We start from the raw sequence: 13087 nt of genomic DNA on the forward strand, positions 1-13087 counted from the left end.
GGTGGAAAATGTTATCTGTAAAACCCGCCCCTACACCCCCCGCTCTAAGAGCTCTTTACCTTAAGTTGACACCAATGCTCAACGATTCGCCCCTACACATCCCTACACATTCTTATATATCCTTTCATGTCCTTTCAGGATTTTCCTAAATACCTCTGGATAAAATCGCGCTGGCGTCAATCGCTCAAAAAGTAACCGTAACTGTCGCTGTAGTTCACAAAATTCCGCAGGAGAAAACTGAGAATGCCATTCCCATAACCGTTCAGGTAACTCCTGTAAACGAGTAGACGGAACCCGGACAATAAACTGATCCCAAGGAATCTCATCCTCTAGAGGCAACATACAGTCTGTGTCAATCAGTATCGGTACTTTACCCAAAGAAAGTGCTTCATAGAATCGCCAACTATAATTGTCAGTACCGCGAACACAGAGGGCATAAGCGTTATGTTGTAAATTATTCAAAAATTGCTGACGTCTGTTTCCTTGTACACTTGGTCCCATTCCCACTTTTCCACGCCGCAGAAAATCCGTCTTGATGCGATGATCCTTTTCCATAATTTGCATGGCATCAACTCGCAGTGGGTAACAACATGTTGCCCGTATTCCACGAGTTGTACCACAGAAAAAATTAGCTGCCATCTGACGGGTCAGACTTTTAGGTATCATCTTCCAAATAGCTAGTCCCAGCGTTCCTCCTTCTCTCCCACAAAAACTGACACTTGGTAAGTTTTCTTTTTCCATCGGTTGCCAGTCGCGGATGCCTAATTCCACAATTAAATCAAACCCATCTGAATCGAGGAATGCTGGACTGAGAATCACCCCAGACTCATGCAGTGAACGATACCAAGAAAAGCGGATAATATAGTCAAGCCATACAGGTTTCCGTCGCTCATGGCTAATATCAAACCCAATGGAAGGTAACTGGAGTTGAGACACTATCGTGCCAATCTCGTGGAGTCGTTCGGGGGAATAGAATGAAACATTAGAGGGCAACAAAAACCCATCCGCGTCTTGAGTCTCCACAATGTCAAACGTCTCTTGAACCACCTGATTAAAGGCTGGAGAATAAGCACCACGCCATGCTTTGAGCAGGGGGCATCCATGGGGAAATTGGTCTGGCTGTGCTAGTTCAATGCCAAGAGTGGTCAGTTTCAGTTTGCGTTCCATAAGCATTCATATAATATTTGTCGGTTTTTGCCCTTTCTTTACTGGCAACTTCCGATAAATCTGATCCCAAACTTCTCCCTTAACATCCCAATCATATATCTCCTTGACCTGCTTTTGACCTGCTTGTCCTAGGCGAATTCTTAACTCTGAGTCATTTGCCAAATGAGTCATCGCCTCTGCCAACCCCTGCACCGCCTGCTCCGGATTCAATGCTGGCACTTTAATCCCCGTTTCCGCCGTAACCTGGGTAGCTGGTCCACCTAAATCTAAACAAATAACGGGACGCCCTGCTGCCATTCCCTCCAAACAAGTCAATCCCCCGGAATCGTGCAGACTAGGATGAACGAGAATGTGGCATTCCCCTAACCGCTCCAGAGATTGTTCACGAGGCAGACTTCCAAAAAACTGGATTTGGGAGGCAACTCCTAACTCTTCAGCTAACAGTTGCAGCCGTTCTCGTTCAGCTCCATCCCCTAACAACCAATACTCAGCATCCGTCAAATTAGCTTTAGCAAAGGCACGCACCCCTAGGTGATAACCTTTCCAGTGCAACAACCTGCCCATACTGATAAATCTTACTACGGAAGCCTCAGGCATGGGACATTGTTCTAGACGAGCTAGCTCGGGTTTAGATAAGCCTATTTGAGATAATACCTGCACATTGTTTGCTCCCAGCTTTGACAAACGTTGGGCAGTTTCCGCCGTTGTTGCCAGTGCTACTATACTCTGCCGAGCCGTAATCTTGGTAAACGGATCTCTTTCACCCAACCGTTGAGCCAAGTCTCGCAATGTTTCGTAGACCTTTCCCCGTAGACTAAAATCCGCCCAAAATGGTTTGGGTGCCTGTTCCCCACCACCAACAGGTCCCCAAATAAAGGGAACGGCTAATAATGACAGAAAACTGGGCGACCAAAACTTGACATAAGTAACATGATGTACTAAGTCAAAACAAATCTTCTCATGCAACGGACGCGCTATGAAATAGGCTTGAATCTGCCACAGGTAGTAGTGCAGTTGCACAGCGCCTTGCTTGTTTCTCCAATCTTCTGTCCAATTCAGGGGATCAAAATAGATAAAGTGCAGATTGGGGACAGGATGGCGAACCAGTTCTGCCTCAATCGGAACGCGAAAAATCGTTCTGGTTAACACCCAAGTTTCGTGATACTTGGCAACTGCCAGTGCCATATTCCAACCGACTCCCTCCTCAGAACCACAACCCGGTTCACAGGTATAGGCAGATACAAGGATTTTCATCAGCGGAGTACCTCTTCGTAAAGACTTAAGAGACTTCCAAATGTAATTTACAGAATATTAATTATTGGAGAGATTTAATGGCAAATCTTTCTCCTACAGTCTCTCTAATTTTTAAACAAAATTCACCTGAATCACCAAATCATTATAGTCGAGATCGCCTCCATTCCATTCATCTTCAAACCCAATGGTATTATCCCCTAACAGGCGAACGTGGTCTACCCCATCCGGGTTAGCCCCGATAAAGGCAAAATAAGCCATCACGTCTTGATCACTCTGATTAAGGGGATTCTCTGCCAAAAACTCCTCTGCTGTACCATCAGCGATGATAAAGGGAGCAAGTAAAGTCCCAGCCGGGAGTCCAGCATTTGTGTCTAATCGTTGGCGAACAGCCGCCTCGGCATAACCGGGATCACCGGGGCGCAAATTCCCAATGCGACCATTCGGGTCATCAATGATATAAAATCCAAAGCTATTATCATAGTCCGCTTCACTATTCACGCCAAACTGAGCCGGAATCATACCTGTTACCTGATCCCGTAAGTCAATAATTTCCCCTTCTTGCCCTCCTTGTAACTGAGTGCCAAATCTTGGCTCAGTCTTTGTGAGTTGAACATTGAAAACTAAGTCTTTAAAGTCCCAATCTTCCCCATCTTCCCACGCCAGGTTATACCGATTATTACCCAGTTCGGATACTTGAATACGGTTGAACTGATCCCCATTGGCAGAGGTCAAGCCCAAAAACACGTTGTCAGGACTACCTCCAGTCGCCAACTTAGATTTTACTGTATCCGTGGTACTATTTCTGACTAGGTAAAACCCAAATTCTTGACCCCCATCTACCCCAAATTGACGAGTCAAGCTTAAATCAGGAAACTGATGACCGGGAAGCACTGAGAAAATAACTTGGGATTGGCTGAGTGCTGCTTGCAGATACCCAGCTTCCCCAGGAGCGATACCGTTAATATAACCCGACTCATTATCCACCAAAAAAATGCCAATTTCATTAACCCAATTGGTGTCGCGTCCGGTTAAATCAAACTGAAGTTGAACCGCATCCGAGTCTGCGGCGACGAGGAAAACATTCTCGGATGTGCGACTCAGCGCTGGTTCTTGGATAGGTACAGGTTCAGGTACAGGTTCGGGTACAGGTTTAGGTACAGGTTCGGGTACAGGTTTAGGTACAGGGTTGGTTATGCTATCCGTGGTTCCTTGGGTGGAGATAGCAGAGGAATCACCAATTTCGTTAATTGCCCTCAGGCGATAGTAATATTGTGTGTTCGCCGTTAAGTCGGTATCCCGGTAACGGGTAACATCAGCCGCTGTGGTAGCTACTACTGTCCAATTCTCTTGGTCGCGCGATCGCTCAATCTTAAATCCTGTTTCATCATTACTATTATCCGCCCAGGTCAATTCAATTTCTGTAGCAGAAACCCCAGTCAGGCTCAAGTCACTCGCTGCTGTTGGAACCGTATTTCTAGAACGGCTAATTACTGCTCCTGCTCTCACCAATGGATTACCTACTCTGGGGGGATCTTGTACGGCACCCCCATTATCTGTAAACTCTCCCAGTTGAGGGTCAATCAGAGTAGCCCCCTGTGTCACCTTTTTGTCATCAGGGTTGGGTTCTAACGATTGGAAGTTTCCCCCACCGTCTTTGAGGACTGTGCCTGTATGGTGGTTGATATTCCAACCATTGCCGCCATTGTAGGCAACGTTATCAACAAACAGGGTGTTTTTGACAGTGGTATTTTCTCCACCGCCAAATAATCCTCCTGCCATAAACCCAGCATAATTATTGGCAATTGTGGTGTTGCTGATTGTTTTGGGGTTGGATGCACTCGGTAGCACAAGGGCACCACCTAAACCTTCCTTGCCATCGACCGATTCAGCTCGGTTACCGTAAAATAGGCTGTTGTCAATAGTAACGGGCGCATTCTCACCGATCCATGCTCCCCCACCTTGATCAAATGCTCGATTATTAGCAAATGTAGTATTCCTGACGATTAACTCACCCACGCCATGGCGAAGTCCACCACCGATGGAATCGCCCTTGGCATCATCAATCACCTGATTATTGATGATCGTACTATCCTCTATCCTTACTGTGTCACCCTTATAAACATAGAGAAATAGCCCTCCTCCTTGTCCGGCTCCTTTATTGCCCTCAAATCGACTGTTGCGAATCTCGATCGTGCCTTGAGTGCTGTTATCATTGGTCGGCGAAGCCCCATCGGTATAAATTGCACCACCGTAACCGAGTTGTACTGAACCACCGGCGGTCGAGTCATTGTTGATAAAGGTTGAGTTTTCAACCAAAAGACCCCCTAAAACGATATTGATCGCTCCACCATTAATTCCGGTGTTCTTGATAAACTCACTATCCCTGACAATCGTGGTGCTTTCACTAGCTACCGCGATCGCACCAGCGCCACGGTCACTTTTACCAGATTCCTTATTCCCTGATGAACTATTCCCCTCAAATTTACTACTGATGATCGTATTGGTACTGCGCCAACCCCCATAAATTGCACCACCGCCCACACCATTGGCATGATTATTCTTGAATTCACTATTTTCTACGATGAGTGTGGTGTAACTATCTGTGCAAATTGCTGCACCTGCCCCATCTTCACCAATTTGATTCGTTTTGCCATTAACCAGAATCAAATTTCGTAGGGTAAATTCGGTGGAGTTATAGCCCGCATCTCGCTTAATATCAAAGATCCGGTGGGCATTATTCCCACTAATCGTTAAACCCGGTGTTTGAGACCCATCAATTGTCAAGTCTTTATCAACGACTAGCTGACCACTGGTGAGGGTAATGGTCTTATTGGCTAGACTCGAAGCAAATTTAATCCTATCCCCGGGTTGGGCTTGCGCGATCGCAGCTCTCAGAGAACCCGCTCCACTGTCAGCAGCGCTTGTTACCGTAATGGTAGTCATAATTTCTATAGCATGCACCCGTTTTTTGCCAGATTGAATCTATCCCTCGCCAAGAACGCGAAACTCAACGTTTATCTAGGTCAGGGGATTCTATACAGGGCGTCACCGTGTTAATACATCATTAAACTTGGATAAACTTGGATTACAGCTCATAATCCATTAACAATGATGCGAACTAAACAGTGTCACCGAGTTGGCTTAGATCATGTTTCAAGTCGAGGGACTTGTTAAAAATTTAATCGCTACACTGAACCCTGTAAGTATATTTTCTCTATCTGTAGTAAAACTACTGAATTTAACCAACTACTGTCTACCCAAAAATAGACTCTTCACAGACTCTTCATAAACAGCCTGTCGTATCTTCATGAAAACTTCACAGTAATTTGACCAACCCTTCTGACATCTGCCATCTGCCTCGCCCTCACCCCAAAGGGGCAAGTTAACTTGGATTAGCCGGATTACAGATGGAATAGTTGAGACTTTACAAAACTTTGTAAAGAGTCTTTACGTAAATACTCGCAATTATTGGATTTACATTTCAATCTATGTACAACTATTGACATAACTGAGCATTTATAAGTAAATTGCTTCCCATAAAGGATTTTATTTTCCAACCCAAAATAGGTGAACACCGAACTCAAAAGACTTAGCCAGACCATAAGGATAAACTCAAAAGCCGTTTACCGTGGGTCTTGCTCACTCTAGGTCTAAAGAAAAAAGGTTTTGGGAATTTGGGCGATAAAAAGGCGCATCCCCCCGTGGGTAGATATGAGGAAATAGAAGAGGAAAGAGGAATGAATACTCAAACGTTACCATCCCCCAGTCAAACCAGTATCATCGGGATTGGCGTTCATCGGACAAGCTATGATGAATGTACCGACCTGATTATTCAAAACGCTAAATGGCATCTATCCTGTACAGTAGCGGCGACAGATGTGCATAGCATGATGCGCGGTTATCTTGACCCTCAAGGTCATGGCTATCGTCTCAATCATTTTTCCATAGTTACCCCCGATGGTCAGCCTGTACGCTGGGCAATGAATCTGTTTCGCAAATCCGGAGAAAAATATCTGCGCGATCGCGTCCGGGGACCTGAACTTATGTTAAGGGTGTGCGAACGAGCGGCGGCTGAAGGCGTGAGTATTTTTCTCTATGGCTCCACCGATCCGACGTTAGAACAATTACAAGTCAAGCTGACTCAAAAATTCCCCAACTTGAAAATCGCTGGAGCAATCTCTCCACCCTTTCGAGCTTTAACTCCAGAGGAAGATGCTGAGTACGTCCAAACCATTCGCCAATCGGGAGCGGGTGTGGTTTTTGTCGGCTTAGGGTGTCCAAAGCAGGAAGAGTGGGCGTTTATCCATCGCCATCGCTTGGATTGCCCAGTACTCTGTGTCGGTGCTGCTTTTGATATGCATGCCGGTCAAGTTGACGAAGCCCCAATCTTAATGCAACAGTTCGGCTTAGAATGGCTCTATCGATTCCTGCAAGAACCCGTTCGTCTCTGGAAGCGCTATTTATTGATTAATCCACTTTATCTGGTGCTGGTAACTTTGCAGTTCTTCAAAGTCTTGCCCCGACAAAAAAAGCATAATCGAATTGACTACCAAACTTCTCATATTATATGAGTATATGAAAAGAAAGAGGATCAGATTGGTAGTACCGGAGAGCCTGCAGCTTGAGAACATACTAAGTTCTAGTTAGGACAAGGGCAGAGAGTTTGAGAATTTATTGTAATAATGCGTGCGTCAACGCCTGATCAGATAGTAGAGTAAAGCGACTCCATAAAGTGGGAGATTATGAATAATTGAGTGATTCAACGCTAGATCAAAAATGTAGGGGCGTAAGGTTTGCGGCTCCCACATACTTGAGCGGCAGAAAAAGCAATAAGTAATAAGTAATAAGTAATATAGGGAAAAGACGGTCACAGATAAAGGAGTAAAGTTGGTGAAACCAGCATTGATAAATGGATTGTCCGCCGTTCGTCTTCTCAGTCGCCTACGGGTGATTGGGGTTGTCCTGTTGGTCTCATTACTCCTGTCTGGCTGTGTCAAGTATGATGTTTTAGTGAACGTCAGGGATGAAAACCACGGCGCGATTGTGCAGCAAATCCGCCTGGGGGAACAACTGAGAAGTTTTAGTAATGCTCAAGCGACTGAATGGCTTAAAAGTATTGATCGACGTGCCAAGGAACTCCAAGGAAAAACGACGCGCCGTTCTCAGCATTCGCTTGTGGTGACAATTCCATTTAGTAATGGAGAGGAATTGACCACCAAGTTTAATCAGTTTTTTAACCCAGTGAACCCAACTCATGGGAGTGCGAAGGATAGGGGAAGCGTTGATTTACCCAGTCTGGACTCGACGTTAAGTATAAAGCAACGTAGCTTTTTTGTGGTGCAACGGAATCAGTTGAACTATGAACTGGACTTGCGATCGCTAGCGGTGCTTTCGGCAAATGGTAGTATTATTGTTAGTCCCGGTTCGCTATTGGATTTGCAGTTTAGTTTGCAGACTCCTTGGGGGGCAAACATTATTGAGCTAGGTGATAATACGATCACGCCTAAGATTTATGAGAATGGGCGTCAGCTTGTGTGGACTCTGATTCCCGGTCAACTTAACCGCCTAGCTGTGGTGTATTGGGTTCCTAGCCCTCTGGGAATCGGCACAATTGCGATTGTGCTGTTGGTATTGGCTGGTTTTTTGATTAAATATAGGTCATTTCCGGGGACGGCAACGGCTTGAGATACCAGTGCCTCAGATACCCAAGGCTCATAGAACTATTGTCAGTAAACAGAGCAATAGGGATTCTGTCCATTCCACCACCGCCCCATAGGTATCCCCGGTATGTCCTCCCAACTGGCGGTAAAACCAGAATCCGGTCAAAAGCGCGATCGCACAACCTCCTCCAGCTAGAATTACCCCTAGCTTAAGACTACCTCCGCTCCAGATTAGGGGCAATCCACACACCCCCAGGAGTAAAAATCCCCCCCACAGACTATCAATCGGCACCTGAATCCCTTGTTGATGAAATGCGCCTTTCCCGGTGGGTTTGAGGTAAGGATAAATCGAAATCGCCACTACTTGTCCCCAGCGCCCCCATCCAGCTACACTGATTAATGCCAACCAGCGATAGGTTTCAATATCGCTAAGCGCCGCCGTTTTTAGTAATAGTAGCGCGATCGCGGCCATCGCCCCAAACGCCCCAGTAACGCTATCTGCCATCACCTCCAGCCGTCGCTTAGGATCTTGTACCCCTAAGCCATCTGCCGTATCCATGACGCCATCAAGATGCAATCCTCCCGTGAGTGCTACCCAACTCACCACGATAACCCCACTCCGGGTTAAGTTAGGCATCCCCCAGTGTTGCAATACGGCGTCTAGCACCGCTAAGATAACACCAATAAATAGTCCCACCCCAGGTGCCCAACGGGCAATGCGCTCAAAGTCCAACCCCCAACTCATGGGAATGGGGATACAGGTATAAAAGGTGATCGCACCCAGCCAAGACTGCCAGGACTTTTGCCCCATCTGCCACATTGATTGAACGTTAAACCACTTCATAGAGAATAATTTAATCCAGGGGGACACCGGTGCAGGGAAGCCCGGAAGCACAGGGATACAGGCGTTAGAAAGCTATTGAGCGGGTCAGGATTTGGGTTCATCGTTTACTACACAGAAATTTACGTATATTGTCCGATGAATAGCTGGCGAATATTGGGATAGTATGGTCTAGTAACCCTACTGTAATACCCGTAACACTCAAGTATTTCAGAACACAGTCCACCGGCACGAGCCTGTGGATGAATTTCTGATTCTTGATAACTACAGCTTCCGACTGAACCTTTAGCTGGGCAGTCGTTAAGAAAAGAAGTATTGGGTTTTGCAGTCGGGTCTAATCACAATGCCAATCCTCCTGGCAAGGCAATATTAGCCCCTTATGCATCATAGGCTTTACCCATGAGTTATCATCAACCTCCACGCCGACTTCCTGCCCCTTGTATTATTGATACGGGCATTATTATCAATAAACAAGACATGGGACGCCTACTCACTGATTTGGGTCGCGTCCGCTATAGTCACACAATTGATAGTAACGTGCAAAGTGAAGGGGAAGGATATGTGCTGGAAGTCTTTGCTGATTCCCGCCGTTCTACCCTAATTGCCAATCAAGCTATCTACATCAATGTCCAGAGTTTTGATTACTTGCAACTGCATCAGACGCCGGAAAAGCAGGCTTATTTTGATTTAATCCAGGAGAACCGTCGGCTGAGGCTGATTCCTCTATCCAACCCGTTACAGGAGCAATCCGTCGAAACCCTCAACGCCGAAGCCTTAGAAGCCATGGTTACCCAAGTCCTCAATGCCCGGTGGGACGTACAAATTGATGATGAGGGCGAATGTCCTTTCTAATCGGTTTGGCTGTCCGAACAGAGCGAGTACAACAAGGCTCCCAGGCTGCAGTTGTTTATGGCAGGGTTTCTGCTTTTTCCTCTGTTGTTAATAGCTAGGTATTTGCCGCCCTACTGTACTCGGTCATTGCTGAGTGAATCTGAGGGAAGCGAAAACCAGAACAAGAATTTCCACTGTTATTGGTGTATGCCTTTTATCCTTGACGACTGATTCGCTGGCATTGTTAAAAAACCCTGACAGTACACAAAACAGATGATGAGCCACAATAATCAAAGCACGATCACGAACCCTTAACCGCGTTGGCTCAAACATACAATTCATTTTCCTTCCAATGTCAGGCATGGTGCAGCCAAACCAAGGCACGCGCCGGTTTACTGCACAGTCCCCATGGTCTGATAGAAACGCCCCGGTTTATGCCCGTGGGTACTTTGGCAACGGTCAAAACTCTAACGCCTGCTCAGTTAGAAGCGGCACAAGCACAAATTATTCTCGCTAATACCTATCATTTGCACCTGCAACCCGGAGAAGGGATTATCCAGCAAGCGGGAGGATTGCATCACTTCATGGGTTGGCATCGCCCTATTTTGACGGATTCGGGCGGCTTTCAGGTTTTTAGTTTAAGTAAGTTGCGCCAAATTAGTGAAGAGGGTGTGGTTTTTCGTTCGCCTCGGGATGGACGATTGATTAATCTCACCCCAGAACGGTCAATTGCCATCCAAAATGCTCTAGGGGCGGATATTATTATGGCATTTGATGAATGTCCCCCTTATCCGGCGAGTCGTTCGCAGATTGAGGCGTCACTGGAACGAACGGATCGCTGGCTTAAGCGCTGTATCAATGCTCACACTCGTGCGGATCAGCAAGCGCTGTTTGGTATTGTTCAGGGTGGTGTTTATCTGGATTTGCGTCGTCAAGCGGCTGAGTCTTTGGTGTCTTTGGATTTACCGGGCTATGCCATTGGTGGGGTGAGTGTGGGGGAACCAGTGGAATTTATCCATGAAATCGTAGCAGCGACTGCACCTTACTTACCCGCCCATAAGCCACGGTATTTGATGGGGGTGGGGACGTATCGAGAAATGGCACGCGCGATCGCAGCCGGTGTGGATTTATTTGATTGTGTGATTCCCACACGCTTAGGGCGTCATGGGGCGGCGTTGGTTCAGGGGGAACGGTGGAATTTGAAAAATGCTCGGTTTCGTGAGGATTTTACGGCGTTGGATTCGACTTGTCCCTGTTATTGCTGTCAGAACTTTAGCCGCGCCTATCTGAGTCATCTGGTGCGATCGCGGGAAGCTTTGGGCTTTATGTTAATCTCTCTGCATAATGTGACGGAGTTGATTCGCTTTACCCAACAGATTCGAGAGGCGATTTTTCGCGATACCTTTACCACAGATTTTGCCCGGTGGCTAGGGGATGAGGTTGATATGACATCCTCCCAGCACTAAGTCAAAGATTATAGGGTGGGCTTCCCTTTTTCACAGCAAAGATTTGCTCAATGTCTGCCATCACCCACCAACGCACTTAAGGAATCGCTAATTTCTCCCGTGTTGAGATTCCCAAAATAGGTGACTTGGGTGGGGTAAGCAAATTCAATCTGACGCGCCTCAAATTCCTGTTTAAGCTGTAAATTAAGCTGCTGTTGGATATCCATATAGAGGTTGTAATCACTGCTTAAAACGTAATAGACAACCTCAAAATTTAAGCTAAAATCCCCATAATCGCTAAAATGCGCCCGGTCAAAGGTAGTATTCTCCAAATTTTCAATAATACTTTGGACAATTCCGGGGATGCTTTGCAGCTTAGCTTGAGAGGTTTCATACAGCACGCCAAATTTAAACGCTACCCGTCGTTTAGGCATCCGTTTATAGTTGCGAATCCGCGAATTAGTTAAATCGGTGTTGGCAAAAACGAGTTGTTCTCCACTTAAACTCCGCAGGCGGGTTGTTTTAATGCCAATATGTTCGACTGATCCGAGGAAGTCATCAACAATGATAAAATCTCCCAATTCAAAGGGACGATCAAAGAGGATAGAAAAGTAGCTGAATAAATCCTGGAGGAAGCCTTGAGAGGCTAAAGCAATTGCCACACCACCAATGCCTAATCCAGCTACAACAGCGGAGATATCAAAACCCAGATTATCTAACAAAAAGACAATTCCCAGCGCCCAAATAGCAATCCGAGCCGCCGGAATCAACGCATCAAGCGCTTGCTCGACTGTTTCACTTTGGCGGCGAGTGAGCCAATAAAGCCGGAAACCGTATTCCACCAGGGAAACCAAGAGGCGAATTCCCAGAATCGTGGCAATAATCAACGTCAAGGCATCAATCACCTGATCCAGAATTGGATGTAAGGTGAGATTGGCAATTGCGACGTAAAACGTGCCAACGTAAAGCAGAGGAATCACGGCTCGCTCAACGATCCGGATTAGGGAATCATCCAGTAGGGTTGTGGTTTTTGCCGCCCAATTTTTGAGCTGTCTTATAATCACTTGGCGGAGAATTTTGATCAGAAAAATTCCCACAACCAAGATGATTAAGGCGATGAGATAGTCGGCAACTTGATTGTCTAAAAAGGTAACCTGTAAGAAATCTAGCGTCATGAACTCCTTAAGCGAATGATACTGATCCTCATTAGGATTAACGGTTTTTCTCAATCAGGCATCAACCTTAAGACAGAAATAAAATTCCCTCCCCAAGACGGCGGGGAGGGTGAGGGAGGGTTCAAGTTAAGGTATTACTTTCTTTTTGACCTTAAGTTGACACCCATGGATATATCGTCTCCCTACACTGAGGAACCAACGACGCTTACATGATTCCTAATGCGTGCAGAACTCCTTGACCCGAAAAGTACTCAACGAATACGGCAATAATGAAGCCTAGCATGGCTAGACGACCATTCCAAATTTCGGCTTGGGGGCTGAAGCCAAATTTCCAAGCATTGCGTTGTTCGGGACTGGTGAGGGTTTCAGGTGCTGGTGTAGTGGGTTGGTTTGTCATACTCTAATTCTCCGTTTAAGTTATCTATGATTGCCTTTGTAAATAAATGTAACGTTAATTGAGGCTAATGTTATCCCTCTTAGGTGAGAAACTTCTGGATTGTTTATCTTTCGTTATCGATGTTAGTGATGCTTTCGCTCTTGTTGCACGGGGGAAACCAGAGGATGCTTCGCTCTTGTTGCACGGAAGGGGGAAAATTCAAAGCCTTCTCTCTCTAACCCCCCTTTATACCCCCCTTTCAAAGGGGGGCAAGGGGGGATGGGGGCAAGGGGGGATGGAGAGAGGTTTGGAGAGAGGTTTTCCAGATCCCGACCAAA

At 46.3% G+C, this 13087-nt stretch carries 10 protein-coding genes; 4 read left to right on the forward strand and 6 right to left on the reverse strand.

Annotation, left to right across the window (positions count from 1 at the left end; all coding sequences use genetic code 11):
* Positions 1–102 precede the first annotated feature (102 nt).
* From RLO19_RS23255 to RLO19_RS23265, 3 genes are all read right to left on the reverse strand, one after another.
* On the reverse strand, positions 103–1167 hold the full coding sequence (locus RLO19_RS23255) for an exostosin domain-containing protein (protein WP_446359782.1): 1065 nt from the start codon (positions 1165–1167) through the stop codon (positions 103–105).
* Between the two features lie 6 nt (positions 1168–1173).
* Positions 1174–2421 carry a glycosyltransferase family 4 protein gene (locus tag RLO19_RS23260; protein ID WP_446359783.1) on the reverse strand — a complete coding sequence of 416 codons (1248 nt, stop codon included), beginning with the start codon at positions 2419–2421 and terminating at the stop codon, positions 1174–1176.
* A gap of 111 nt (positions 2422–2532) precedes the next feature.
* A complete protein-coding gene (locus RLO19_RS23265) occupies positions 2533–5364 on the reverse strand; it encodes a DUF4114 domain-containing protein (RefSeq protein ID WP_446359784.1) in 2832 nt (943 codons plus the stop codon).
* A gap of 794 nt (positions 5365–6158) precedes the next feature.
* Between RLO19_RS23265 and RLO19_RS23270 the strand changes: the two genes are divergently transcribed.
* Both RLO19_RS23270 and RLO19_RS23275 read left to right on the forward strand, forming a co-directional pair.
* On the forward strand, positions 6159–6992 hold the full coding sequence (locus RLO19_RS23270; protein WP_446359785.1) for a WecB/TagA/CpsF family glycosyltransferase: 834 nt from the start codon (positions 6159–6161) through the stop codon (positions 6990–6992).
* Positions 6993–7311: 319 nt separating this feature from the next.
* On the forward strand, positions 7312–8106 hold the full coding sequence (locus tag RLO19_RS23275; RefSeq protein WP_446359786.1) for a DUF3153 domain-containing protein: 795 nt from the start codon (positions 7312–7314) through the stop codon (positions 8104–8106).
* 27 nt (positions 8107–8133) lie between these two features.
* Here the strand turns inward: RLO19_RS23275 and cobS are convergent, their stop codons facing one another.
* Entirely contained in the window at positions 8134–8925 is a 792-nt protein-coding gene (cobS, locus tag RLO19_RS23280) for an adenosylcobinamide-GDP ribazoletransferase (protein WP_446359787.1), read from the reverse strand.
* 396 nt (positions 8926–9321) lie between these two features.
* Between cobS and RLO19_RS23285 the strand changes: the two genes are divergently transcribed.
* Positions 9322–9774: a hypothetical protein gene (locus tag RLO19_RS23285; RefSeq protein WP_446359788.1), complete on the forward strand. Its 453-nt coding sequence runs from the start codon at positions 9322–9324 to the stop codon at positions 9772–9774.
* A 299-nt stretch (positions 9775–10073) separates the two neighbouring features.
* A complete protein-coding gene (gene tgt, locus RLO19_RS23290) occupies positions 10074–11219 on the forward strand; it encodes a tRNA guanosine(34) transglycosylase Tgt (RefSeq protein ID WP_446359789.1) in 1146 nt (381 codons plus the stop codon).
* A gap of 47 nt (positions 11220–11266) precedes the next feature.
* Here the strand turns inward: tgt and RLO19_RS23295 are convergent, their stop codons facing one another.
* Both RLO19_RS23295 and RLO19_RS23300 read right to left on the reverse strand, forming a co-directional pair.
* Positions 11267–12373 carry a mechanosensitive ion channel family protein gene (locus RLO19_RS23295; RefSeq protein WP_446359790.1) on the reverse strand — a complete coding sequence of 369 codons (1107 nt, stop codon included), beginning with the start codon at positions 12371–12373 and terminating at the stop codon, positions 11267–11269.
* Between the two features lie 205 nt (positions 12374–12578).
* The gene (locus tag RLO19_RS23300) at positions 12579–12770 is read right to left on the reverse strand and encodes a chlorophyll a/b-binding protein (protein WP_446359791.1); all 192 of its coding nucleotides are present in this window, start codon (positions 12768–12770) and stop codon (positions 12579–12581) included.
* Between the last annotated feature and the right edge of the window lie 317 nt (positions 12771–13087).

The organism is Coleofasciculus sp. G2-EDA-02, from assembly GCF_040226375.1.
GTDB lineage: Bacteria > Cyanobacteriota > Cyanobacteriia > Cyanobacteriales > Coleofasciculaceae > Coleofasciculus.